This window comes from Streptomyces sp. NPDC054932, from assembly GCF_053610205.1.
This window is the reverse complement of the sequence record NZ_JBSGXU010000031.1, coordinates 36,269-59,238: the sequence shown is the minus strand read 5'-3', so window position 1 is coordinate 59,238 and position 22,970 is coordinate 36,269. Positions and strand designations below refer to the sequence as shown.

The 22,970-nt window shown below is 71.8% G+C and carries 22 protein-coding genes; 8 read left to right on the top strand and 14 right to left on the bottom strand.

The window, feature by feature from the left end:
* Positions 1 to 36: 36 nt before the first annotated feature.
* The 6 genes from ACWGE1_RS11970 to ACWGE1_RS11945 form a co-directional block, all read right to left on the bottom strand.
* Positions 37 to 1,551: a DoxX family membrane protein gene (locus ACWGE1_RS11970; protein ID WP_453420380.1), complete on the bottom strand. Its 1,515-nt coding sequence runs from the start codon at positions 1,549 to 1,551 to the stop codon at positions 37 to 39.
* 141 nt (positions 1,552 to 1,692) lie between these two features.
* The gene (gene rlmB, locus ACWGE1_RS11965; RefSeq protein WP_453420379.1) at positions 1,693 to 2,664 is read right to left on the bottom strand and encodes a 23S rRNA (guanosine(2251)-2'-O)-methyltransferase RlmB; all 972 of its coding nucleotides are present in this window, start codon (positions 2,662 to 2,664) and stop codon (positions 1,693 to 1,695) included.
* 95 nt (positions 2,665 to 2,759) lie between these two features.
* Positions 2,760 to 4,166, bottom strand: coding sequence for a cysteine--tRNA ligase (gene cysS / locus ACWGE1_RS11960; RefSeq protein WP_453420378.1), 1,407 nt, complete (start codon positions 4,164 to 4,166; stop codon positions 2,760 to 2,762).
* Positions 4,167 to 4,260: 94 nt separating this feature from the next.
* Positions 4,261 to 4,800, bottom strand: coding sequence for a 2-C-methyl-D-erythritol 2,4-cyclodiphosphate synthase (ispF, locus tag ACWGE1_RS11955; RefSeq protein WP_453420377.1), 540 nt, complete (start codon positions 4,798 to 4,800; stop codon positions 4,261 to 4,263).
* The gene (gene ispD / locus ACWGE1_RS11950; RefSeq protein ID WP_453420376.1) at positions 4,790 to 5,536 is read right to left on the bottom strand and encodes a 2-C-methyl-D-erythritol 4-phosphate cytidylyltransferase; all 747 of its coding nucleotides are present in this window, start codon (positions 5,534 to 5,536) and stop codon (positions 4,790 to 4,792) included. Before ispD ends, ispF begins: the two co-directional genes overlap by 11 nt.
* 279 nt (positions 5,537 to 5,815) lie before the next feature.
* Positions 5,816 to 6,298 (bottom strand): CarD family transcriptional regulator, encoded by a 483-nt coding sequence (locus ACWGE1_RS11945; RefSeq protein ID WP_003953493.1) that lies wholly within the window; start codon positions 6,296 to 6,298, stop codon positions 5,816 to 5,818.
* A gap of 622 nt (positions 6,299 to 6,920) precedes the next feature.
* Here ACWGE1_RS11945 and ACWGE1_RS11940 point away from each other — a divergent pair.
* Entirely contained in the window at positions 6,921 to 7,577 is a 657-nt protein-coding gene (locus ACWGE1_RS11940; protein ID WP_453420375.1) for a DUF461 domain-containing protein, read from the top strand.
* Positions 7,578 to 7,650: 73 nt separating this feature from the next.
* Here ACWGE1_RS11940 and ACWGE1_RS11935 read toward each other — a convergent pair whose 3' ends face one another.
* Together ACWGE1_RS11935 and ACWGE1_RS11930 are read right to left on the bottom strand one after the other, a co-directional pair.
* Positions 7,651 to 8,331: a response regulator transcription factor gene (locus ACWGE1_RS11935; protein ID WP_030387286.1), complete on the bottom strand. Its 681-nt coding sequence runs from the start codon at positions 8,329 to 8,331 to the stop codon at positions 7,651 to 7,653.
* A 41-nt stretch (positions 8,332 to 8,372) separates the two neighbouring features.
* A complete protein-coding gene (locus ACWGE1_RS11930; protein WP_453420374.1) occupies positions 8,373 to 9,572 on the bottom strand; it encodes a sensor histidine kinase in 1,200 nt (399 codons plus the stop codon).
* Between the two features lie 218 nt (positions 9,573 to 9,790).
* On the opposite strand from ACWGE1_RS11930, the gene phoU reads away from it, so the two are divergent.
* A complete protein-coding gene (gene phoU, locus ACWGE1_RS11925; RefSeq protein WP_030009600.1) occupies positions 9,791 to 10,468 on the top strand; it encodes a phosphate signaling complex protein PhoU in 678 nt (225 codons plus the stop codon).
* Positions 10,469 to 10,646: 178 nt separating this feature from the next.
* Positions 10,647 to 10,796, top strand: coding sequence for a hypothetical protein (locus tag ACWGE1_RS11920; RefSeq protein ID WP_453420373.1), 150 nt, complete (start codon positions 10,647 to 10,649; stop codon positions 10,794 to 10,796).
* 163 nt (positions 10,797 to 10,959) lie between these two features.
* Here the strand turns inward: ACWGE1_RS11920 and ACWGE1_RS11915 are convergent, their stop codons facing one another.
* The gene (locus tag ACWGE1_RS11915; RefSeq protein ID WP_453420372.1) at positions 10,960 to 11,517 is read right to left on the bottom strand and encodes a TetR/AcrR family transcriptional regulator; all 558 of its coding nucleotides are present in this window, start codon (positions 11,515 to 11,517) and stop codon (positions 10,960 to 10,962) included.
* A 95-nt stretch (positions 11,518 to 11,612) separates the two neighbouring features.
* Here ACWGE1_RS11915 and ACWGE1_RS11910 point away from each other — a divergent pair, with 95 nt between their 5' ends.
* Entirely contained in the window at positions 11,613 to 12,206 is a 594-nt protein-coding gene (locus ACWGE1_RS11910) for a DUF2867 domain-containing protein (protein ID WP_453420371.1), read from the top strand.
* A gap of 525 nt (positions 12,207 to 12,731) precedes the next feature.
* Here ACWGE1_RS11910 and ACWGE1_RS11905 read toward each other — a convergent pair.
* Both ACWGE1_RS11905 and ACWGE1_RS11900 read right to left on the bottom strand, forming a co-directional pair.
* A complete protein-coding gene (locus ACWGE1_RS11905; protein WP_453420370.1) occupies positions 12,732 to 13,730 on the bottom strand; it encodes a hypothetical protein in 999 nt (332 codons plus the stop codon).
* Positions 13,731 to 14,076: 346 nt separating this feature from the next.
* Positions 14,077 to 14,838 carry a phosphoglyceromutase gene (locus tag ACWGE1_RS11900; protein WP_030012610.1) on the bottom strand — a complete coding sequence of 254 codons (762 nt, stop codon included), beginning with the start codon at positions 14,836 to 14,838 and terminating at the stop codon, positions 14,077 to 14,079.
* A 172-nt stretch (positions 14,839 to 15,010) separates the two neighbouring features.
* On the opposite strand from ACWGE1_RS11900, the gene ACWGE1_RS11895 reads away from it, so the two are divergent.
* Positions 15,011 to 16,312, top strand: a complete 1,302-nt coding sequence (locus tag ACWGE1_RS11895; protein WP_453420369.1) for an MDR family MFS transporter — start codon at positions 15,011 to 15,013, stop codon at positions 16,310 to 16,312.
* 231 nt (positions 16,313 to 16,543) lie between these two features.
* Here the strand turns inward: ACWGE1_RS11895 and ACWGE1_RS11890 are convergent, their stop codons facing one another.
* Complete coding sequence (locus ACWGE1_RS11890; RefSeq protein WP_453420368.1) at positions 16,544 to 17,029, bottom strand: YbjN domain-containing protein; 486 nt, start codon at positions 17,027 to 17,029, stop codon at positions 16,544 to 16,546.
* Positions 17,022 to 18,392, bottom strand: a complete 1,371-nt coding sequence (gene mshA / locus ACWGE1_RS11885; RefSeq protein WP_453420367.1) for a D-inositol-3-phosphate glycosyltransferase — start codon at positions 18,390 to 18,392, stop codon at positions 17,022 to 17,024. The genes ACWGE1_RS11890 and mshA overlap by 8 nt, the downstream gene beginning before the upstream one ends.
* Positions 18,393 to 18,608: 216 nt before the next feature.
* Here mshA and ACWGE1_RS11880 point away from each other — a divergent pair, with 216 nt between their 5' ends.
* The 3 genes from ACWGE1_RS11880 (at position 18,609) to ACWGE1_RS11870 (ending at position 22,410) form a co-directional block, all read left to right on the top strand.
* Complete coding sequence (locus ACWGE1_RS11880) at positions 18,609 to 19,430, top strand: class I SAM-dependent methyltransferase (RefSeq protein ID WP_453420366.1); 822 nt, start codon at positions 18,609 to 18,611, stop codon at positions 19,428 to 19,430.
* Between the two features lie 263 nt (positions 19,431 to 19,693).
* Positions 19,694 to 20,743 (top strand): NlpC/P60 family protein, encoded by a 1,050-nt coding sequence (locus tag ACWGE1_RS11875; RefSeq protein ID WP_453420365.1) that lies wholly within the window; start codon positions 19,694 to 19,696, stop codon positions 20,741 to 20,743.
* A 302-nt stretch (positions 20,744 to 21,045) separates the two neighbouring features.
* Positions 21,046 to 22,410: a PP2C family protein-serine/threonine phosphatase gene (locus ACWGE1_RS11870; RefSeq protein ID WP_453420364.1), complete on the top strand. Its 1,365-nt coding sequence runs from the start codon at positions 21,046 to 21,048 to the stop codon at positions 22,408 to 22,410.
* 81 nt (positions 22,411 to 22,491) lie between these two features.
* On the opposite strand, the gene ACWGE1_RS11865 is transcribed toward ACWGE1_RS11870, so the two are convergent.
* A complete protein-coding gene (locus tag ACWGE1_RS11865) occupies positions 22,492 to 22,830 on the bottom strand; it encodes a DUF2516 family protein (protein ID WP_453420363.1) in 339 nt (112 codons plus the stop codon).
* Between the last annotated feature and the right edge of the window lie 140 nt (positions 22,831 to 22,970).

Sequence of the window (22,970 nt, the reverse complement as noted above, 5' to 3'; positions counted from 1 at the left end):
CGTGCGTGCCGGGCCCCGGCCCTTGCCGTGCCGGTGTCAGCCGATGAGCCCGCCGATCAGGCCGGGCTTGGCCGGAGCGCCGCCGCCCGTGGTCCCGGAGGAGGAGGGCTGCCGCGGCGAGGAGGACTGCCGGGGCGTGCTGCGCGGGGTCTGCTGCTTGCCGGTGGTGCTCCGCGTCGCGGCGGGCGACTGGGAGCGCGTCCCGGAGGGCTGCCGGGAGGGGCTGCCCGACGCGGTCTTCCCGGACTTCGCGGCGGGCTCGGTCGCGGTGGCCGAGGGGGACGCCGCCCTGCTGGGCGGCTGCGTGGGCTGCTGCTGCTGTCCCGGCGTCTGCCGGGCCGGCGCCTGCGGCAGCGGACGGCCCGGCAGGTAGTTGCTGGGGGCCTCGCCCGGCCCGGGGACGGTGACCACGGTGGAGGAGCGGACGGCGCCGCCGAGGAGCGAGCCGACGAGCAGGGTGAGCCCGCACACGACGGTGGCCATGACGGCGCCGCGGCGCAGCACGCGCCGCCGCAGCCGCCAGATCTCGGAGCGCGGCCCGAGGGTCCGCCAGGCCTCGCCGGCGAGACGTCCGTCGAGGGAGTAGACCGGGGCGCCCGCGATGATCAGCGGGCTCCAGGCGGCGAGGTAGATGATGTCGGGCGCGTCGTAGGCCGGGACGGTCTTCCAGCTCACCGTCATCAGCAGCGCGGCGGACAGCAGGGCCCCGAAGCAGGCGGCGAACCGCTGCCACAGGCCGAACACCGTCAGCACGCCCACGATGACCTGGAGGAAGGCCACGCTCAGGCCCGCGCCCACCGGGTGCGCCAGCGCGAAGTCGCGCAGCGGCTCGGCGAGCGCCCAGGGATTGAGCGTGTGCAGCCAGGTGACCATGGAGCCGCGCTCGCCGCCGTCGAAGTAGACGGGGTCGCACAGCTTGCCCATGCCGGCGTAGATGCAGATGAAGCCGAGGAAGACGCGCAGCGGGAGCAGCACGACGCCCAGGTTCATCCGGCGGCCGGGGTAGTAGGAGGCCTGCCCGCGCGTGTCGGTGCCGGGCCGCCGGGGGTCCGCCCCGGGGCCGGAGCCGGGCGGCTCCTGGTACGGCAGGTCCCGTACGGCGGCCAGCGGGCGCGTCTCGGTCGGATCGCCGTAGCTGCGCTGGCCGATGACGGTCGGCGTGGCGACGGTGTCCTCGGCGAGGTCGTGGGCCAGGTCGACGCGCGGAATGACCTGGGTGGCGCCGCCGTCGTACTCGTCGTGCCCGCGACCGGCCTCGCGGACGGCCTGGAGCAGTCCGCCCATGGCCGCGGCGTCGCCGGTGTCGGACTTGCCGCTCCAGACCACGGGGGCCCGGCGGCGGGTGGCCCCGGCGGCGGCCACCACGGCGCCACCCAGGACGGGTGCGCGGCCGGGGGCCCTCGCGGGCTTGGAACGCGCGCTCGGGCTCGGTGCGAGCCGCACGCGGAAGCTGGCGTGGTTGACGATGACCTGTGCGGGGTCGCACGGCACCTTGACCATGCTCAGCGCGGGCTGGTCGTCGAACCCTGACGTTCTGGTGTCCACACTCATCTAACCGAGTGATCAGTGTTTAGGACACTGCCTTGACGTCAGGGATGTGTCCGAGACCCGTCAAGATCAAGCCACCCCGCCCGAATCGGGCGGGGTGACACGCTCACGGGTCATATTCCATGAGCCAAGTGGATCAAGGGATCAGATGCGGCCGCGGTCGGCACGGCGGCGCGCGGCCTCGTACAGCACGACGCCCGCGGCGACACCGGCGTTGAGGGACTCGGCGCCGCCCGGCATGGGGATGCGCACGAGGTAGTCGCAGTTCTCGCCGACGAGACGGCCGAGACCCTTGCCCTCGGAGCCGACGACGATGACGACCGGGCCCGCCAGCTCGGCCAGGTCGTTGACCGTGTGGGTGCCCTCGGCCGCGAGGCCGACGATGGTGATGCCGGCCTTCTTGTAGTCCTGGAGGGCGCGGGTCAGGTTGGTGACGCGCGAGACCGGGGTGCGGGCGGCGGTGCCGGCCGAGGTCTTCCAGGCACCGGCGGTCATGCCGGCGGCCCGGCGCTCGGGGATGACCACGCCGTGGCCGCCGAAGGCGGAGACGGAACGGACGATCGCACCGAGGTTGCGCGGGTCGGTGACCCCGTCGAGGGCGACGATCAGCGGGTCGTCGCCGTTGTCGTACGCGGCGGCGGTGAGGTCCTCGGGGTGCGCGTACTCGTACGGCGGGACCTGGAGGACCAGGCCCTGGTGGTTGAGCCCGTTGGTCATGCGGTCGAGCTCGGGGCGCGGGGCTTCCATCAGGTTGATGTTGCCGCGCTCGGCGGCGAGCTGGAGGGCCTCGCGGACGCGCTCGTCGTTGTCGATGAACTGCTGGACGTAGAGGGTTGTGGCGGGGACACCGTCGCGCAGCGCCTCGAAGACCGGGTTGCGGCCGACGACCATCTCGCTGGTGCCCTTGGGGCCGCCGCGGCGCGGGGCGGGGCGGCGCTTGGCGGCCTGGCGGGCCATGGCGTTGGCGATGCGGTTCGCCTTGTGCTTCTTGCGGTCCTCGGCCTTGGGCGTGGGGCCCTTGCCCTCCAGACCCTTGCGCCGCTGGCCACCGCTGCCGACCGTCGCGCCCTTCTTGTTGGACGTGCGGCGGTTCCTGCGCTGGCTGTTCCCGGCCATGACTTCTACCTGTTTTCGTTGGTGCTGCGGTATGTACGTATGAAGAGTGTGCCGCCCGGAACTCCGGGCAGCACACCAAGCTCAGCTGCCCGGGCTCAGCGCGGGCCGAGCGTCCAGCGCGGACCCGTCGGGCTGTCCTCGATGACCAGCCCCGACTGCTGGAGCTGGTCGCGGATGGCGTCGGCGGTCGCCCAGTCCTTGCGGGCCCTGGCGGACTCGCGCTGCTCGAGGACGAGCCGTACGAGGGTGTCCACCGCGCCGTGGAGCTCCTCGCCGCGGTCGGACCCGTTGCCGCCGTCCCAGTGGGGGTCCAGCGGGTCCAGACCGAGGACGCCCAGCATGGCCCGCACCTCGGACAGGCGCGCGATGGCCGCGTCCTTGTCGTCGGCGGCGAGCGCGCTGTTGCCCTGGCGGACGGTGGTGTGGACGATCGCGAGCGCCTGCGGGACACCCAGGTCGTCGTCCATGGCCTCGGCGAAGGCGGGCGGGACCTCGGCCGCCGGCTCGACGGGGCCGCCGGCCTTCTCGATGACGCGCTGGTAGAAGCCCTCGATCCGGGCGAAGGCCGACTCGGCCTCGCGCAGGGCGTCCTCGCTGTACTCGATCATCGACCGGTAGTGCGGGGTGCCGAGGTAGTAGCGCAGGACGATCGGGCGCCACTGCTTGACCATCTCGGAGACGAGCACCGAATTGCCGAGCGACTTGGACATCTTCTCGCCGGACATGGTGACCCAGGCGTTGTGGACCCAGTACTTCGCGAACTCGTCGCCGAAGGCCTGGGCCTGGGCGATCTCGTTCTCGTGGTGCGGGAAGATCAGGTCGAGCCCGCCGCCGTGGATGTCGAAGGCCTGGCCGAGGTACTTGTGCGCCATGGCGGAGCATTCGAGGTGCCAGCCGGGGCGGCCGCGGCCCCAGGGGGTCTCCCAGGAGGGCTCGCCCGGCTTCGCGGACTTCCACATGGCGAAGTCGCGCGGGTCGCGCTTGCCGGTCTCGCCGGTGGACTCCGGCTGGCGGATGTTGTCGAGCTCCTGGCGGGAGAGCGAGAGGTAGCCGGGGAAGGACTTCACGTCGAAGTAGACGTTGCCCTCGGACTCGTACGCGTGACCGCGCTCGATGAGCCCGCGCATCATCTCGATCATCTCCGGGACGTGCCCGGTGGCGCGCGGCTCGTAGGTCGGCCGCAGGCAGCCGAGCGCGTCGTAGCCGGAGTTGAAGGCCAGTTCGTTCTCGTAGCCGATGGACCACCACGGGCGGCCCTGTTCGGCCGCCTTGGCGATGATCTTGTCGTCGATGTCGGTGACGTTGCGGATGAAGGTCACGTCGTAGCCGCGGTAGCCGAACCAGCGGCGCATGACGTCGAAGTTCAGGTACGAGCGGATGTGCCCGATGTGCGGGGCGGCCTGCACCGTGGCGCCGCACAGGTAGATCGAGACACAGCCCGCGGTGAGCGGGGTGAAGTCGCGGATCTGCCGGGCGCTGGTGTCGTACAGGCGAATAGTCACGGCATCCAGGGTAGTGGGCCTGTAGCAGTGCCCCGCGACCCTTTGGGGACCCGGGGCACCTTTGTTGCCGAAGATGTACGGCCGCTACGTGTATTCAGGCCCGGTTCGTCCGGTACACGAGGGCCGTGGCGATCGCGGCGAGCCCCTCGGCACGGCCGGTGAGTCCCAGTCCGTCGGTGGTGGTGCCGGAGACGGAGATGGGGGCGCCGGCCGCGGCCGCGAGCGCCTTCTGCGCCTCTTCGCGCCGCTTGCCGATCTTCGGGCGCACACCGATCACCTGGATGGCGATGTTGCCGATCTCGAAGCCCTCGGCGCGGACGATACGGGCCGCCTCCGCCAGAAGGGTGACGCCGGCGGCGCCGGACCACTCGGGGCGGGAGGTGCCGAAGTGCGCGCCGAGGTCGCCGACACCGGCGGCGGAGAAGAGCGCGTCGCAGGCGGCGTGGGCGGCGACATCGCCGTCGGAGTGCCCGGCGAGGCCGTCCTCGCCCTCCCACAGCAGGCCGGCGCACCACAGCTCGCGGCCGGTCTCGAAGGCGTGCACGTCGGTGCCGATGCCGACGAGCGGGATCAGCGGGGCGGTCGGAGCGGTCGGAGCGGTCGGAGCGGTCGGAGCGGTCGGCTCAGTAGCCATCGGTGGCCCTCCTGCGGGCGAGTACGGCCTCGGCGAGGACCAGGTCGAGCGGACGGGTGACCTTGAAGGCCTCTTCGTGGCCCGGGATCACCACGACGGTGACACCGAGCCGTTCCACCATTCCGGCGTCGTCGGTGGCGCCCTCGCCGTCGACGGCGATCTCGGCGTGCGCCCGCAGCAGGGTGGCCAGGTCGAAGCCCTGCGGGGTCTGGACGGCGCGCAGCCGGGCCCGCTCGGGCGTGCCGAGGACGGGCTCCGCCTCGCCGGGCCTGCCGGGCTCGACCTCCTTGACGGTGTCGGCCAGGGGCAGCGCGGGCACCACGGCGGGCGCGCCGTCGCGTACGGCCTCGATGACCGAGTCCACGGTGTCCACGGGGACGAGCGGGCGGGCCGCGTCGTGGATCAGCACGGAGGTGACGTCCGGCGGCAGCGCGTCCAGGCCCGCGCGCACGGACTCCTGGCGGGTCTCCCCGCCGGGGACGACCAGCAGCTCCGTGCGCTCGGGCAGCGCGTGCTCGCCCAGCAGCAGGCGCACCTCGGCGGCCTCGGCGGGCGGGGCGACGACCACCACGAGGGAGACCGCGCGGGAGCGGGCCATCGCGCGGACGGCGTGGATGAGCATCGGGGTACCGCCGAGGGCCCGCAGGGCCTTGGGGGCACCCGGACCGAGGCGTACCCCCCGGCCGGCGGCCGGGATCACCGCGGCGGTGCGGTGGGGACGCGTTACGTCAGACATCAGTAGCTCCGAGCCAGGTTTGTGACTTCGGCCGACATGGGTATGGCCTGAAGGGTGCCGGGTGCGACGCCCTCGCCCCTTCCGTGACGACCGGTCGAGCAGGCTGCCCGGGCCCGGCACGCCATCGCGATGGCGGCGATGGTGGCATTGAGGCAGTAAAGGCAAAAGGTACGGATACAGACATGCCGCAGCGCCCGGCAACAGGTCTCTCGTGGAGGAGAAACCTTGTCATCGGGCACCGCGGCAAGCTGCGCACCAAACGGTGCACGGTGCCTCGCGTCAGGACGCGAGCACCTCGTCGAGGAGGGCCTCAGCCTTGTCCTCGTTCGTGTTCTCAGCGAGCGCAAGCTCGCTCACCAGAATCTGGCGCGCCTTCGCGAGCATGCGCTTCTCGCCCGCGGAAAGCCCGCGCTCACGCTCACGACGCCACAGGTCACGCACCACTTCGGCGACCTTGATGACATCGCCAGAAGCGAGCTTCTCCAGATTTGCCTTGTAGCGCCGGGACCAGTTCGTCGGCTCTTCTGCGTACGGTGCGCGAAGCACCTCGAAGACCCGGTCCAGCCCGTCCTGGCCGACTACGTCGCGAACGCCGACGAACTCCGCATTGTCCGCAGGCACACGAACCGTCAGGTCGCCCTGGGCGACCTTGAGCACCAAGTAGGTCTTGTCCACGCCTTTGATCTGACGAGTCTCAATGGCCTCGATCAGCGCGGCCCCGTGATGGGGATAGACCACGGTGTCGCCAACCTTGAACGTCATGTGACAGGTACCCCTTCCGTGGCTATCCAGGGTAACACGAGAACTGACTGTTATGAATGGCGTTTTCGCAGGTCAGGGCACATCTCGGGGCTTGACAACAGCAACAGGAACGTGCTGCGGAGGGCTTCCGGAAGGGGGTATTCGCAGGTCGGGGGTGCTGCGCGGACCGGGCGAAAGGGCCACGCTACACCTGCCCGGCACCCCCATCCGTGTGACGTACGTCCCGTTTTGCCGGGTTCGGAGTCGAGAAACCGAACTACTCCGTTCGACTGGCGGCCGCCCGCATCGAGCGGGTTCCGGCCCAATCCTGAATTGATCACGAAGTGAGGTTCGGGGGAATCCGGAAATTGATCAACGGGGGTCCGGCGCACGATATGCGAGCGCCACAAGATCGGCGCGGTGAACGGCGCCGCGGAATGCAAGATCGCGGGGCGCTGCCAGGGTGGCGGCTGCGCTGCGGAGGGTCGGGTGCGGGGGCGGGGCGGCGGCTCGGTAACCTAAGCGCGCTGACACACCCTTAGAGCGGCTTTACCTCGGCCGTTCGAGGGGGTACCGGTACCTCCCAGCGGTAGCTGGGCGGAGCCCATCCTCCCTTCCGATCGTCCAAGGAGTTGCCGCCGCCGTGAGCCGCAGCCTTCGACGCGGCGCCCTCGCCGCCACCGCCGTCGTGTTCTCGATCGCCTCGCTGGCCGCCTGTGGTGCGGGCCAGGATGCGCAGACTCTCCAGATCAAGCCGGACAACGCCGCCGTCACCAAGGGCGAGATCCAGATCCAGAACGCGCTGGTGATCACCCAGGGCGAGAAGGACAAGAAGGGCCCGGCGGTCGTCTCGGCGACGGTCTTCAACAACGGCACCAAGGCACAGACGCTTGACGGCATCACCCTCCCGGGTGGCAAGGGCAAGATCCTGCTGAAGCCGGCCGAGGGCGGCGCCGGCAAGATCACCGTGCCGGCCGGCGGTGCCGTGGTCCTCGGTGGCAAGGGCAACGCCGCAGCCGTGATCGAGGACGGCGCCGAGGCCGCCAAGAACGGCGACGTGCAGAAGGTCGTCTTCCAGCTGAGCAGCACGGGCGGCGTCGAGCTGGAAGCCCTCGTGGTCCCCGGCGTCGGCATGTACGCGCCCTTCGGCCCGACCGAGGCCCCGGCCGCCGGCCCCGCCCCGTCCGGCTCCCCGTCGGGCGCGGCCGCCGGTGCGGCCCCGGGCACCCCGTCCGGGTCCCCCTCGGGCAGCGCCACCGGTAAGCCGTCGGGTTCCCCCTCGCACGCCGCCGGCCACTGACGCGCGCCGCGTACGCATACGGGAAGGGCCCCCATCCGCAGCAGCGGGTGGGGGCCCTTCCCGTACGTCCGGCCTACGGCTCGAACTTGTAGCCGAGGCCACGGACCGTGACCAGGTAGCGCGGCGCGCCCGGGTCCGGCTCGATCTTGGCGCGCAGGCGCTTGACGTGGACGTCCAGCGTCTTGGTGTCGCCGACGTAGTCCGCGCCCCAGACCCGGTCGATGAGCTGCATGCGGGTCAGTACGCGGCCCGCGTTGCGCAGCAGCATCTCCAGCAGGTCGAACTCCTTCAGCGGGAGGTCCACCTTGCCGCCGGCGACGGTGACCACGTGGCGGTCGACGTCCATCCGTACGGGGCCGGCCTCCAGGGCCGCCGGGGTGACCTCCTCCGGCTCACCGCGGCGGCGCAGGACCGCGCGGATGCGGGCGACCAGCTCGCGGGAGGAGAAGGGCTTGGTGACGTAGTCATCTGCTCCTATCTCCAGCCCGACGACCTTGTCGATCTCGCTGTCCTTGGCGGTCACCATGATCACGGGGACGTTGGAGCGGCCGCGCAGCTGCCGGCAGACCTCGGTGCCGGGCAGGCCGGGGAGCATCAGGTCGAGGAGGACGAGGTCGGCGCCGTTGCGCTCGAACTCGTCGAGCCCGTCGGGCCCGGTCGCGGCGATGGCGACCTCGAAGCCCTCCTTGCGGAGCATGTAGGACAGGGCGTCGCTGAAGGATTCCTCATCCTCGACGACGAGCACTCGGGTCACGGAAGGACCTCCGGGGCAGGAATGGCTGGGGCGGTTCTGGGTCAGGCAGGGGTCGGGTGGGTGGCGTGGGCCGCCGCCGGGGCCGGCGCGGCCGCTTCAGGGAGTCGCAGGGTGAACGTGGAACCCTGGCCCTCCGAGCTCCATACCGACACCTCCCCGCCGTGCGAGGCCGCCACGTGCTTCACGATCGCAAGGCCGAGGCCGGTTCCTCCCGTGGCGCGGGAGCGGGCCGGGTCCACGCGGTAGAAGCGCTCGAAGATGCGCTCGCGGTCCTTTTCCGGGATGCCGATGCCCTGGTCGGTCACGGCGATCTCGATCAAGTCTCCCCCAGGAGCCGTCACCCTGCGTCCGGCGATGCCGACGCGGGTGCGGGCGGGGCTGTAGTTGACGGCGTTCTCGACCAGATTTCCGAGGGCGGCCGCGAGCTGTCCACGGTTGCCCCATACGCGCAGGTCGGCGGTGCCGCCCGCAGCCATGGTGATCTGCTTGGAGGACGCCGTGTGGCGGCAGCGGTCGATGGCCTCGGCGACCAGCGTGTCCACGCGTACGGGCTCGGCGTCCTCCAGCGGGTCGTCGTTCTGTACCCGGGAGAGGTCGATGAGCTCCTGCACGAGGTTGATCAGCCGGGTGGACTCGATCTGCATGCGCCCGGCGAAACGGCTGACCGCCTCGGGGTCGTCCGCGGCGTCCATGACGGCCTCGGACAGCAGGGAGATCGCTCCGACCGGGGTCTTCAGCTCGTGCGACACGTTGGCCACGAAGTCGCGGCGTACGGCCTCGATGCGGCGGGCCTCGGTGAGGTCCTCGACCAGGAGGAGCACCAGGCGGGAGCCGAGCGGGGCGACGCGCGCCGAGACCGCGAGGGCCTCGCCCCGGCCGGTACCGCGCCGGGGCAGGTCCAGCTCGACCTGGCGTATCTCCCCGTCGCGGCGGGTGTCGCGGGCCATGTGGAGCATCGGCTCGACGGCGAGCTTGCCTCCGCGGACCAGACCGAGGGCGTACGCCGCCGAGCTGGCCTTGACCACCGCGTCGCCCTCGTCCAGTACGACCGCCGAGGAGCGCAGCACGGAGAGGACGGTGTCCACGCCGGGCGGGAGCACCGCATTGAGATCGGGTCGGATGGAGCTCCTGGTGGGGCGGGCCTGGTCGCGCTCGCTCCAGCGGAACGCCAGCATCGCGATCACACCGGTGCAAAGACCGGCGATCGCTGCAGCTGCGGCGACCGCCGCGTTCACGTCCATGGATCCAGGTTAAGCAGGCCGGAGGACACTTCCACAGCCGTTCGGGTGGCACCTCGAACAGTCGTCGCCCAGAGTTCACTCTGGCGACGGGGTTGATTCACTTGTGGTGCCGGAGTCGGACGCGTTTGCATCCCACCGTGTCAACGTGGGGCCGAAGGCCGCCCCGGCCCGCCCCCGGGCAGTACTTGCAGTAGTAGGTCGAGAGAGGGACACGAGACATGCGCGACGCGTACCACGAGGAACTGGACTCGATCGGAGAAGGCCTGGTCGAGATGGCCCGGCTCGTCGGTTCCGCGATCGGGCGGGCCACGACGTCCATGCTCGACGCCGACCTGAAGCTGGCCGAGAGCGTCATCGCCGCCGACCAGAAGGTCGACGACCTCCAGCACGACCTGGAGGCCCGCGCGATCGCCCTGCTCGCCCGCCAGCAGCCGGTCGCCACCGACCTGCGCATCGTGGTCACCTCGCTGCGGATGAGCGCCGACCTGGAGCGCAGCGGCGACCTGGCCCAGCACGTGGCGAAGCTCGCCCGGCTGCGCTTCCCGGACCGGGCCGTCCCGCGGGACCTGCACGCCACCATCCTGGAGATGGGGCAGCTGGCGCAGCGCCTGATGGCGAAGGCCGCCGAGGTCATCATCACGAAGGACGTCGACCTCGCCCTCCAGCTGGAGCAGGACGACGACGAGATGGACCAGCTGCACCGCACGCTGTTCCAGCACCTGATGGACGACCGCTGGAAGCACGGCATCGAGACGGCGGTGGACGTGACCCTGCTGGGCCGCTACTACGAGCGCTTCGCGGACCACGCGGTGTCGGTGGCCAAGCGCGTGGTCTACCTGGTGACGGGGGAGCACGCCGACGACCTCCAGCAGCCGACCCAGGTCGAGGGCGTCTGATCCCGGCGTCCTGCCCGCGGCCCAGACCGGCGACCTGCCCGGGGCGTCGGGCACGCGGGCGGCGCCGAGCCCCAATGCGCCGTTGACGCGCCGGTGCCGCTGGGCATGAATGAGGGCGAGGGCGGTTGTCGTACGAAGTCCCGTGTGCCGCGGGGCACCGCCTCTACGAGGAGGAACCATGCCCGATTCCCCCGTCCCCATCACCCCGGAGCAGGAGCAGCCACAGAGGCCGGATCCACTGCGGCTGCCGCTGCTCGCGGCCTGTGGCTGCGGCTCCGGCTGCGGTTGCGGCTGCCAGTCCGGCGCCCCCTGCCAGTGCGGCGGCTGACCTCTTCCGCCGAACTCCACGCGCACGACGGGCCCCGTCCGAGTCCTCTCGGCCGGGGCCCTTCGCGTGCGCGAGGTCCGGGTCGCCCGGGAGGGCGGGGACGGCGCCGCGGTCACGTTCGAGACCTGCTCCGGCCGGACGGCCCGGGCCGCCTCCGGACGGGCTACCTCAGGAGCCACTTCTTGGTCAGCTCCATGACCTCCGCGTGCGTGCGGCCGCCGTGGTCGACATGGATGAAGTGCTCGCCGATCCGCAGCGAGTAGGCGAGCAGGCAGCGGACCTCGACGTCGTCCTCGTCGTCACAGATGGCGCGGAACAGCGAACGCAGGTACTCCATGCGCCGGTTGTCGGTACGCCGCAGCCGCTGCGCGACGTCCTCGTCACGCCGGGCCCAGTCGCGGATCGCGAGGTCGGCCGTGGTGCCCCTGACCGGCCCGTCGGCCGAGGAGGCGATCTCGAACAGCCGCTCCAGCCTGGCCCGCGCGTCTCCGCCGCCGCTCTCGACCTGCTCGATCACGGCGTCGGCGACCTCGTGCTCCCAGGTGTCGAGCATCTCGGTGAGCAGCGCGCCGCGGTTGCCGAAGTACCCGTAGAAGCCGCCCTTGCTGACGCCGAGCGCCTGTGCGAGCGACTCGACGCGGACGGCTTCGGGGCCGCCGGCGGCGAGCGCCCGCAGCCCTTCCTCGATCCACCTGACGCGCGGTGTACGGGTCGCGCCCATGCTGTGCTCCTCCTCACACGACCCCATCTATACGGTTCCGTATAGATGGGTGCTAGCCTCGATCTATACGGCATCGTATAGATAGGGGCCGACCGATGAGACTCCCCAAGACCGCGTACACCTCCCGCCCGTGGCGGATCCACGAGATCGCGGGCGACTTCCGGGTCGAGGACGTATGGGCACTGCCGACTCCGGGCGGCCCCGACGACCTCGTCCGCCTGGTGCACCAGTTCGCGGACGGCGACGGGGATCCGATCCCCTCCCCCGTGGCGCGCGCCCTCTTCGCGATCCGTTGGAAGCTCGGCGCACTCCTCGGCTGGGACCGGCCCGACGACGGCGTCGGCACCCGGGTCCCGACCCTGCGCGACCGCCTGCCGGCCGACCTCCGCGAGGGCGAGCGGGGCCCCGACCTCCGGTCGGTCCCCTTCACCTCCGTCTACCAGACCCACGACGAATGGGTGGCGGAGAGCGCGAACCGGACCATGCACGGGGCGATGCACATCGGCTGGGTCCCGGACGGGAAGGGCGGCCACCACGGACAGATGACGGTCCTGGTGAAGCCGAACGGCCGTCTCGGCGCCCTCTACATGCTGGGCATCAAGCCCTTCCGCCACCTCGGGGTCTACCCGGCCCTGCTCCGCTCGATCGGCCGCGAATGGCGGGCGAACACGGGCGCCGGCGCGCGCTGACCGCGGCCCGTCAGCACGGCCGCCGCTCTGTCGGAGGGAGCCCCTGGTCCGGCGTGCACCTGCCAGCCGACCGGAGGTCCCGTGTCCAGCCATCCCGCCCTCCGCGCCCTGTCGCGCGTGCTCGCGCCGTGCCCGACGAGTGCGGAGGGGGCGCCCGGCGATCTGGCCGGGCCGGCGGAGGCGGAACGCCGCCTCGGGGTGCGGCTGCCCTCGGACTACGTCGCCTTCATGGAGACGTACGGGTCCGGCGGAGTCGACGACAGCGACGCCTGGCCGATCGCCGAGCTCTACGAGATCGACGGGCCCTTCACCGTGCACGAGGGCGGCTTCGCCGCCTTCGTGCAGCGCTGGTGCACACCCGCCTCCGGCTACGACCCCGCCCGGGAACCGGTGCAGTTCATCCACTGGCGCGAGTACGAGCGCCAGGCGAACGCAGGCCTGAACCCGGCGACGGGCCTCCCCTGGTACCAGCCGATCCGCCGCGGCCCTGACCGGCGCGCTCTTCCGGGAGACCCGGGGGCATCGTCAGGCCAGCTCGCGGTCCACATGGTGGAGGTAGCTGAAAGGGTGTCCGTCGCGCACTCGCCTTTGCGGGCGGACCTCGCGAGTGGCGATGTTGAACCCGAGGCTCCCGACAATGCCGGCCACCCACGCCATGTCCGGGAACACCAAGGCGCCTGCGGCAGCACTCGCAACGCCCATCGTGACGGAAACCGATCTGGAGACCCACGCCATGCGGCTGCTTCGCGCGGCCGACTCGTAGTCGTCGCGTGCTCGCGCCAGCTCCACCCCCAGGCGTTGCAGGATGTCAGCCGGATGTTCCCAGTCTCTGCACAATCCGTTGAGCATGGTCTGCGTCGCGCTCATCAGGCGTTCTCGCTCGTCGGCATACCTGTCGCGAAAGGCCAGTACCTCGGCGGTCGATGTGCTCGGTGCAGGAGTGGGAAGGAGCCGGCCGAGTTCCACCCGCCATGCCCCCACCTCCATGCCTCCGCGCGGCGCTCGCAGCAGCGTCTCCTGCACGGATTGCTGATCGGTGTAGAGCGTGTACGCCCGGTCCCGGGCCCGAGCGGCAACCCCCTGGGCGATTGCTCCGATGACAATGTGCCGCACCTCACGTGTCACAACGAGACTTCTGCGCGGCCAGACCGTCGAAGGTTCGAGCCTCCGCCCCAAACCCAGCTCCACGATTTCCTGCTCCAGGATGCGCCCCACCTTGGACTGGTACAGAGGGGCGTCCATGACCGAGTCGACGGCTCCTGGTGGACGGCGTGCGAGTCTGCGCAGCTCCTCTGTCAAAACGCTGAGGAGGCCGACGTCGCCCCAGTCCGAGCGCACCGTGCCGGCGGTAAGGGGGTGGTACAGGCCCCGTTGCCTCAATTCCTTCAATTCGTCCGAGACTGCCTGCTCGTATGTGGCTTGGTCCTCGGGGACCACTGTGGCGATGTCGTCCCAGTACAGCAGCGCCTGATTGAGGACCTCCCTGGGCGGCCTGACCATGGGGTAATAGAGCAGCGTGGGCAACTGGCTTCTCCTTGGAACCGGTCCAGCGAGCGGGACCGGTCCGGCCCATCGGTTTCCCGCGCGGGGAGGTCCAGCTCGGTCCGTACCATCGGCGGTCACCCAGCGCCTCTTCGCCCGGTGCCGTCCTGCGACGATAGGGCTTTGTCACCTGGCGCGGGGGCGAATACGATCGTTCGCCGTCGTCGGAGGCGGGAGCCGTCCCCGCGGCAACGAGCCGGGAAGCAAGCTGCAGCGCAGGAGCACGGCACGCATGCGCTTCCCCGCGCTGAGGGCCCACAGTGGGCCGGAGCAGACGAAAGCCCCTGACCTGCACCGTGCGTGCAGGTCAGGGGCTCGATCACTTTTCTTACTTCTTCTTGCCCTGGTTCTTGACGGCCTCGATGGCGGCCGCGGCCGCGTCCGGGTCGAGGTAGGTGCCGCCCGGGGTCAGGGGCTTGAAGTCGGCGTCCAGTTCGTAGACGAGCGGGATGCCGGTCGGGATGTTCAGGCCCGTGATGTCGGCGTCGGAGATGCCGTCGAGGTGCTTGACCAGACCGCGCAGGGAGTTGCCGTGCGCGGCGACCAGGACGGTGCGGCCGGCCAGCAGGTCCGGGACGATGCCGTCGTACCAGTACGGCAGCATGCGCTCGACGACGTCCTTGAGGCACTCCGTGCGCGGACGCAGCTCGTTCGGGATCGACGCGTAGCGCGGGTCCGCGGACTGCGAGAACTCCGTGCCGTCCTCGAGGACCGGCGGCGGGGTGTCGTACGAGCGGCGCCACAGCATGAACTGCTCCTCGCCGAACTCGGCGAGGGTCTGCGCCTTGTCCTTGCCCTGGAGCGCACCGTAGTGGCGCTCGTTCAGGCGCCAGGAGCGGTGCACCGGGATCCAGTGGCGGTCGGCGGCCTCCAGCGCGAGCTGCGCCGTGCGGATGGCGCGCTTCTGGAGGGAGGTGTGCAGGACATCGGGCAGCAGGCCGGCGTCCTTGAGCAGCTCACCGCCGCGGACCGCCTCCTTCTCGCCCTTCTCGGTGAGGTTGACGTCCACCCAGCCGGTGAACAGGTTCTTCGCGTTCCAGTCGCTCTCGCCGTGGCGGAGGAGGATCAGCTTGTACGGTGCGTCGGCCATGCGTAGGAGCCTAATGGACGGCCCGCCGCGCCCGCGCGCGGTGCCCGCTCCCGCCGATCGGCCCCGGATCGGCCGCCGATTGACGGCGCGCGTCAATTGATTGGCGTGCCGCGCCTCCCGCTCGTAATGTTCACGGCGCTAGAGAGACGCTTACACACCGGGGGGTTCCCTTATGTCCGCTGCCAGTCTGAGACGGGCCGCCCGGGAGAGCGTCTCGGGTCTGCCCCGGGCGTTCTGGTGGCTCTGGACGAGCACTCTGGTGAACCGGCTCGGGGCCTTCGTCGCCACCTTCATGACCCTGTACCTGACCCTGGAGCGGGGCTACTCGGCCTCCTTCGCGGGACTCGTGGTCGCCCTCCACGGACTCGGCGGCGTCATCTCCTCCCTCGTCGCGGGCGTGATGACCGACCGGCTGGGCCGGCGGCCCACGCTGCTGGCGGCCCAGGCCTCGACCGCCTTCTCGGTGGCGCTGCTGGGCTTCATGGAGCACCCCGCGGCGATCGCTGCGGTGGCCCTGCTGGTCGGTATGACCTCGAACGCCTCCCGCCCGGCGGTCGCGGCGATGATGGCGGACATCGTCCGCCCGGAGGACCGCGTACGGGCCTTCGCGCTCAACTACTGGGCCATCAACCTCGGCTTCGCCGTCAGCGCGATGGCGGCGGGGCTGATCGCCGAGTACAGCTACCTGGCCGGCTTCCTGGGCGAGGCCGCGCTGACGCTGGTCTGCGCGGTGCTGGTGTTCGTCAAGCTGCCCGAGTCCCGGCCCGGGGCCGACGCCCCGGCCGGCACCGAGGGCGGCGCCGAGGGGGCGGAGCCGGCGATCGGGCTCGGGACCGTGCTGCGCGACGGGCGGTTCATCGGCGTGGTCGGGCTGTCGTTCCTGATCTCGCTGATCTTCACGCAGGGATCGGTCGGCCTGCCGGTCGCGATGGGCGCCGCCGGGTTCTCGCCCGGTGACTACGGGCTGGTCGTCGCCGTGAACGGGCTGCTGATCGTGCTGCTCCAGATCCCGGTCACGGCCTTCATCGAGCACCGCGACCCGCAGAAGCTGCTGGTGATCTCGGCGCTGCTGGCGGGGTACGGGTTCGCGCTGACGGCCTTCGCCGGGCCGCTGTGGGCGTACGCGCTGACCGTGTGCGTGTGGACGCTCGCCGAGATCGTGAACTCCCCGACCCAGATGAGCCTGGTCGTACGGCTGTCGCCCGTGCACGGACGTGGGCGCTACCAGGGGGTCTACAACCTGTCCTGGGCGGTGGCCTCGCTGGTCGCGCCGCTGATGGCGGGCTTCGTGATCGACCGGTACGGGGCGGACTGGCTGTGGGCGGCGACCGGTGTCCTCGGCACGGTGGCGGCGGCCGGGTACTGGCTGCTGATGCGGGGGCTCTCCGGGGGCGATGCGGGTAGCGGCACGGCCGTGGCCGGTGGCGCCGGCGCGGCGATGTCCAAGCCGGTTCCGGCTGCCGCCGAGGCGTAGCGCGGCCTGCGCCGCTGCCAGGGGGTGTCCGCGAAGTAGCGCCGGCGCCCGGAGGGCGTGGCCCGCGGCGTCCGGCGCGGTGCATCGCAAGGCGGAGAGGCGCAGCTCGTACCTGTTCGTACTCGCGCGCTTCGACAACGCGGCGAGGTGCCGTGCCGGGCGTCGCGGGCCAGGCGGAACTTTGCGGACACCCCCTGGGGCTCCGCCCCGGACCCAGGGGCGGCGCCCCCGTTACGACGGCCGCGTCAGGTGCTTGAACGCGTCGAGGTTGAAGGTGGGCTCGCCGCGCGAGACGCGCCACTCGTACTCGCGCCGGATCGCGCTCGCGAAGCCCAGCTCCAGCAGGGTGTTGAAGGAGCCGTCGGCCGCTTCCAGGACCGTGCCGAGCAGCCGGTCGAGCTCCTCCGGGTCGACGACCGACAGCGGGAGCCTGGCCGTCAGGTAGATGTCGCCGAGGCGGTCCACCGCGTACGCCATGCCGTACAGCTTGAGGTTGCGCTCCAGCAGCCAGCGGTGGACGCCCGCCTCGTTCTCGTCGGGGTGCCGGATCACGAAGGCGTTGATCGACAGCGAATGCCGGCCGATCTTGAGCGAGCAGGTGGTGCTCAGCTTGCGGGTGCCGGGGAGCTGGACGACGTAGGAGCCCGGCTCGGGGCTCTCCCAGCTCAGCTCCGCGCCGGTGAGCGCGCTCTCGATGATCTCGGCGGTGTCAGCCATGGTGGGAGCGTACGCGACGGCGATGATCAAGCATGGCCGCGGTGTAGACGTCGGCCGTTCCGCTCGCCGCGGTGTCCCAGCCGAAGAACTGCGCGTGCCGCGCCGCCTCGGCTCCCATCCGGTCCGCGAGCCCGGGCTCGTCGACGAAGCGCCGCAGCTGCCGCGCGTAGTCCACCGGGTCGTGCCCGGGTACGAGGATCCCCGTGACCCCGTCGTTGACGGCGACGGGCAGCCCGCCGACCTCGGCGGCGAGCACCGGCGTGCCGGCGGCCTGGGCCTCTATCGCGACGAGCCCGAAGGACTCGCTGTACGAGGGCATGACCAGCACGGACGCCGCCCGGAACCAGTCCGCGAGCCCGTCCTGCGCGACCGGCGGGTGGAAGTGCACGAGATCGGCGATGCCGAGCTTCGCGGCGAGCTTCTGCAGGCCCTCCGGCTTGGCTAGGCCGCTTCCGCTGGGCCCGCCGACGACGGGGACGAAGAGGCGGCGGCGCAGCGACGGGTCCTGGTCGACCATGACGGCGACGGCGCGCAGCAGGATGTCGGGGGCCTTCAGCGGCTGGATCCGGCCGGCGAAGACGGGGATGACGGCGTCCTGCGGCAGGCCGAGCCGGGCGCGGGCGGCGGCCCGGCCGTCGCCGACCGTGAAGCGGTCGAGGTTCACGCCGGGGTGGACGACGGCCACCTTGCCGGGGTCGGCCTCGTAGTGCCGGACGAGCTCGTCGGCCTCCTCGGCGGTGTTCGCGACGAGGCGGTCGGCGGCGGCCACGATCTGGGTCTCCCCTATGACGCGGGCGGCGGGCTCGGGTGTGTCGCCCTCGGCCAGCGCGGCGTTCTTGACCTTCGCCATGGTGTGCATCGCGTGCACGAGCGGGACGCCCCAGCGTTCGGCGGCGAGCCAGCCCACGTGGCCGGAGAGCCAGTAGTGGGAGTGGACGAGGTCGTAGTAGCCGGGGCGGTGGCCGGCCCAGGCCTGCATCACGCCGTGGGTGAAGGCGCACAGCTGGGCCGGGAGCTCCTCCTTGGCGAGGCCTTCGTACGGGCCCGCGTCCACGTGCCGTACGAGGACTCCGGGGGTCAGTTCGACCACGGGCGGCAGTCCGCCGGTGGTGGCCCGGGTGAAGATCTCGACCTCGATGTTGATCGCGGCGAGCCGCTTGGCCAGCTCCACGATGTACACGTTCATACCGCCGGCGTCGCCGGTGCCGGGCTGGTGCAGCGGTGAGGTGTGCACGCTGAGCATGGCCACGCGGCGCGGCTTGCGGTGCTGGCCGACGGCCGGCAGGCGCAGCCGGGGCGGATCGTGGCGGGTGGCACGGGCGGCAGCGAGGCGACCACTGAGGCGGGACACGTACTGGCTCAAGGGACCAGTCCTCTCGGCTCGGACGGCGCGCACGACGCTCGGACGGCATGCCGGACGGCATGACGGCGGGAGCGCGGAAGGCGCCCTGCAAGGAGTGCAACCCGGATGGCAGTCCCCCGCATTCCGGGGTGTCCGGTTTTCCTGGAGGTTTCCTCGTATTCGGTGGTGGCTCGGCGGGTTTTCACGGCGTGCGGACCCTCCGCTTACCCTCGCCTCATGGCCTCCCGCAGCACCCCGCCCTCCAGCCGCGCGCCCGGCCGCCCCGTGGGCTCGGTGACCCGCGGGACGACGAATCCGAACCGGTTGCGCCGAATGGACCGCTGGATCGCGGCCACGCACGGGCCGGCGCTGCGGCGTGCGGAGGCTCCGGTCGCGGTGGACCTGGGGTACGGGGCGGCGCCCTGGACCGCGGTCGAGCTGCTGGCGCGGCTGCGGGACGCGGCGCCACGGGTGCGGGTGGTCGGCATCGAGATCGAGCCGGCGCGGGTGGCGGGGGCGAAGCCGTACGAGCGGGAGGGGCTGAGCTTCCGGCACGGCGGTTTCGAGGTGCCGCTGGACGGCGGGGCCCGCCCGGCGCTCATCCGCGCGGCGAACGTTCTGCGCCAGTACGACGAGGAGCAGGTCGCCGAGGTCTGGGCGCGGCTGTGCGCGCGGCTGGCCCCGGAGGGGCTGCTGGTCGAGGGGACGTGCGACGAGATCGGGCGGCGGCACGTGTGGGTGGCGCTGGGTCCGGAAGGGGCGCGCACGGTGACGTTCGCGACCCGGCTGGGGTCCCTCGAGCGCCCGTCGGACCTGGCGGAACGGCTGCCGAAGGCGCTGATCCACCGGAATGTGCCGGGCGAGCCGGTGCACGCGTTCCTGCGCGACTTCGACCGGGCGTGGGCGGCCGCGGCCCCGTACGCCTCGTACGGGGCGCGGCAGCGCTGGATCCGGACGGCGCGGGCGCTGGCGGGCGACTGGCCGCTGGTGGACGGGCCGCGGCGGTGGCGGCAGGGAGAACTGACGCTGCCCTGGGAGGCGTTGCGCCCGGTGGGGTGAATGCGGCGTGCCGGGGAACCGGCGCCGGGGGTGGCCCGTTGAGCCGGAAGGGGCTGGGGACGGGGGTCCGTTGGGGCGGACAAGATCGGAACGCCGTCCACAAGGGTGTTGGAATTCATCGACTCGTGGCACCATCCCGATGGCAGTGTGAAGTTACTGATGAATAGTCAGATCCGATACGAGGTCTGACTCGGGTGCCTGGGGGGACCATGGGAGCCGTAAGGCGACGGCGCGGCGCAAGCTCTCTCGTGCTGCTCTGCACGATGGCCATACTGACGGCGCCGGGCCTCGCGACGGGCCTGGCCCACGCAGCTCCGGCCGCCCCGGCGGCGCCCGCCGCACCGGGTGCACCGGCCGCTCCGCTGCCCGGGCCGGGCAGCAAGTCACTGGAGCAGGTCCGCAAGGAGATCGAGGAGCTGTACCGGCAGGCGGGCACCGCCACGGACGCCTACAACCTCGCCGAGGCCGAGACCAAGGCCCAGTCCGACAAGATCGTCGAGATCGCCCGGCTCGTCGTCGCGGGCAAGGAGAGGATCGCCACCCTGAAGAACCGGGCGGGCGCCGCCGCTCGCGCCCAGTACCGTGCGGGCGGCATGCCGGCCGGTGCGCAGCTGGCGCTGAGCGACGACCCGAACCAGTTCCTCGACGGGGCCGGCCGACTGCGCCAGGGCGAGAAGGCCACCTCGGGCCTGCTCTCCGAACTCGACCGGACCCAGACGGACTTGCAGCGCTACGCCCAGGAGGCGAGCGAGCGCTGGGCCACCCTGGAGGCCAACCGGGTCAAGCAGGAGACCGCCAAGAAGCAGATCGAGGAGAAGATCAAGGCCGCGGAGGACCTGGAGAGCAAGCTGGAGGCCGAGGAGAAGGCCCGGCTGATCCAGCTGGAGCAGGAAGCCCAGTACAAGGCGCAGACGGCATGGCTGTCGACGGGCGCGATGAAGGACGTCAACGGCGCGGCGACGGACGCGGGCAAGCGGGCCGTGCAGTTCGCCACCGCCCAGATGGGCAAGCCGTACAAGTGGGGCGCCACCGGTCCGGGCTCGTTCGACTGCTCCGGGCTGACCTCCCAGGCCTGGCTGGCGGCGGGCCGGGGCATTCCCCGCACCTCGCAGGAGCAACTGCGGCTGCTGCCGAAGGTCGCGGTGAAGGACATGCGCCCGGGCGACCTGATCATCTACTTCGACGACGCCAGCCACGTCGGCATGTACGTCGGGGACGGCGCGATGGTCCACGCCCCGCGCCCCGGCCGGAACATCACGCTGGCGGGCGCGGGCTCGATGCCGATCAAGGCAGTGGTCCGCCCCGACGCGTAACCCCTGCGGGGTCGCTCGGCCATGCGGCCGCAGCGGCTCCGGGGCTCGGCCCGGACCCGCCGCCGGGGCCGGACCGGCGGATCGGGTGACGCAGGCAACCCGGCGGGGCCCGGACACGTCTCGCTGAACGGGACGGAACGCGGCCCCGCCGTGACCTTTGTCATCCAGTGAGGCCGATTTTCCCCCGCGATAGCCGCATATGACGGAGGCCTTCGCCAAGAACGGCATTCCGTTTACCGGGCCGGGACACTAGGGTCTGCCGGACGAGCGCACCCTCGGGGGGAGGGAAGGAACCGGAGACGATGCCCGTACCCGTACCGCGGCAGAGGGACACCCCGGCCACGGAGAGCGGTCAGGCCGTTCTGCACACCGCCGCCCCGGCCGCAGCCGCCACGGGCGTCGCCCCGGCGACCCCTCATACGAGCCCACTGACGCTCCTGGTCATCGAGGACGACCCGGCCGGCGGCCTCACCGTCCCCGAGATCCTCGACACGGACGGCCACCGCATCCGGCTCCGTACGGCCCGCAACCTCACCGAGGCCGAGCGGCTGCTCACCCCCGACGTGCACTGCATCCTCCTCGACCTGTCCCTCCCGGACAGCGGCGCCCGTACGCCGGGAGCCGCGGCCAACGCCGCGCTCAGCGGCACCGGAGCCGGAGCCGCCACCGCCACGGCCACCGCCACGGCCGTGGACCAGCTGGTCGCCCTGCGCCAGGTCCTGCGCCTCGCCCCGCGCCACGCCGTCCTCGTCCTCACCGACGAGGACGACGCCGAACGCGCCGCCGAGGCCGTCCGGGTCGGCGCCCAGGACTTCCTCTTCCGGGACGAGCTGGACGGCCGGCTGCTGAGCCGCGCGATCCGCTACGCCGTGGAGAGAAAACGGGCGGACATCGCCCAGTACAAGCTCGCAGAATCGAAACTGCGGGCCCAGGAGAACGCCCGCCTGGAACGCGGACTGCTCCCCACGCCCCTCCTGGAGGGCTCCGACCTCCGCTTCGCCGCCCGCTACCGCCCCGGCCGCAGCCGGGCCCTGCTCGGCGGCGACTTCTACGACACGGTCCGCACCCCCGACGGCACCGTCCACGCCATGATCGGCGACGTCTGCGGCCACGGCCCCGACGAGGCCGCGCTCGGCGTGGAGCTCCGCATCGCCTGGCGCGCCCTGACCCTGGCGGGCCTGTGCGGCGACGACCTGCTGGCCACCCTCCAGGAGGTCCTGGAGGTGGAGCGGCCCTGCGAGGAGATCTTCGCGACGCTGTGCACGGTCGACATCGCCCCGGACGGCCGCCGCGCCGGGCTGTGCCTGGCCGGCCATCCGGCACCGCTGATATCCCGGCCGGGCCGCCGCGCGCGGCTGCTCCCGTACGAGAACAGCGGCCCGGCCCTCGGGCTGCTGCCCCGGGCCCGCTGGCCGCGGCGCCAGGTGGAGCTCGGCGGCACCTGGAGCCTGATGCTCTACACCGACGGCCTGATCGAGGGCCGCATCGGCGAGGGCAAGGAGCGCCTGGGCCAGGACGGCATGGTCGACATGATCAACCGGCACCTGGACCGCGGTCTGAGCGGTGAGGGCCTGCTGGAGGCCAGCGTCACCGAGGCCCGCCGGCTCAACGGAGGCGAGCTGACCGACGACGTGGCCGTGGTGCTGCTCTCCCGCGCCGAGGGCTGAGCCCGCCGGTCCTCCGGCGCGGCCGGCCCGGCTCCGGGCCGCGGCAGCGCGTTACGGCTGCGCCTGCGGCCGCTGCTGCGCCTACCGCCCGCCGTTGTAGGGCCCGTACGGCCCGTCACTGCTGCTGCCGCCGCGCCGGCCGCCACCGCCCGAGACCTGCTTGAGGGCCGGGCGTACGTCGACGAAGAACACGATGGTCGCGACGAGACCCGCGATCTGCAGGAACAGCATCCCCAGGAAGAAGTCCACGGCCACGGTGACGCCGAGGATGACCAGCCAGAAGGTCTTGCTCTGCTTGTCGGCCGCCCGGTACGCGTCCTCCCGCGCCAGCAGCGCGAAGACGAATGCCACGACGGCGAGCACCAGCATGGCGAGCCCGAGGAACGGGATCACGCCTCGATCGAACCCTTCCATCAACATCGCTTCGACCGCCTTCTCAGCTTCCGCTTCGCACTTTCGATGCCGCCCGACTCCACGCTACCGGCACGGATGCCCTCATGAACCACAACGGGCCGGGCACCTGAAGGGTGCCCGGCCCGCCGTCGCTCATGCAGCTGCGC

Bases quoted from the DNA above. Each gene is read 5' to 3' on its own strand.
- ACWGE1_RS11970 (WP_453420380.1), bottom strand. From the start codon at position 1,551: ATGAGTGTGGACACCAGAACGTCAGGGTTCGACGACCAGCCCGCGCTG.
- rlmB (WP_453420379.1), bottom strand. From the start codon at position 2,664: ATGGCCGGGAACAGCCAGCGCAGGAACCGCCGCACGTCCAACAAGAAG.
- ispF (WP_453420377.1), bottom strand. From the start codon at position 4,800: ATGGCTACTGAGCCGACCGCTCCGACCGCTCCGACCGCTCCGACCGCT.
- ispD (WP_453420376.1), bottom strand. From the start codon at position 5,536: ATGTCTGACGTAACGCGTCCCCACCGCACCGCCGCGGTGATCCCGGCC.
- ACWGE1_RS11945 (WP_003953493.1), bottom strand. From the start codon at position 6,298: ATGACGTTCAAGGTTGGCGACACCGTGGTCTATCCCCATCACGGGGCC.
- ACWGE1_RS11930 (WP_453420374.1), bottom strand. From the start codon at position 9,572: ATGGACGTGAACGCGGCGGTCGCCGCAGCTGCAGCGATCGCCGGTCTT.
- phoU (WP_030009600.1), top strand. From the start codon at position 9,791: ATGCGCGACGCGTACCACGAGGAACTGGACTCGATCGGAGAAGGCCTG.
- ACWGE1_RS11920 (WP_453420373.1), top strand. From the start codon at position 10,647: ATGCCCGATTCCCCCGTCCCCATCACCCCGGAGCAGGAGCAGCCACAG.
- ACWGE1_RS11915 (WP_453420372.1), bottom strand. From the start codon at position 11,517: ATGGGCGCGACCCGTACACCGCGCGTCAGGTGGATCGAGGAAGGGCTG.
- ACWGE1_RS11910 (WP_453420371.1), top strand. From the start codon at position 11,613: ATGAGACTCCCCAAGACCGCGTACACCTCCCGCCCGTGGCGGATCCAC.
- ACWGE1_RS11900 (WP_030012610.1), bottom strand. From the start codon at position 14,838: ATGGCCGACGCACCGTACAAGCTGATCCTCCTCCGCCACGGCGAGAGC.
- ACWGE1_RS11895 (WP_453420369.1), top strand. From the start codon at position 15,011: ATGTCCGCTGCCAGTCTGAGACGGGCCGCCCGGGAGAGCGTCTCGGGT.
- ACWGE1_RS11890 (WP_453420368.1), bottom strand. From the start codon at position 17,029: ATGGCTGACACCGCCGAGATCATCGAGAGCGCGCTCACCGGCGCGGAG.
- ACWGE1_RS11880 (WP_453420366.1), top strand. From the start codon at position 18,609: ATGGCCTCCCGCAGCACCCCGCCCTCCAGCCGCGCGCCCGGCCGCCCC.
- ACWGE1_RS11875 (WP_453420365.1), top strand. From the start codon at position 19,694: ATGGCCATACTGACGGCGCCGGGCCTCGCGACGGGCCTGGCCCACGCA.
- ACWGE1_RS11870 (WP_453420364.1), top strand. From the start codon at position 21,046: ATGCCCGTACCCGTACCGCGGCAGAGGGACACCCCGGCCACGGAGAGC.
- ACWGE1_RS11865 (WP_453420363.1), bottom strand. From the start codon at position 22,830: ATGTTGATGGAAGGGTTCGATCGAGGCGTGATCCCGTTCCTCGGGCTC.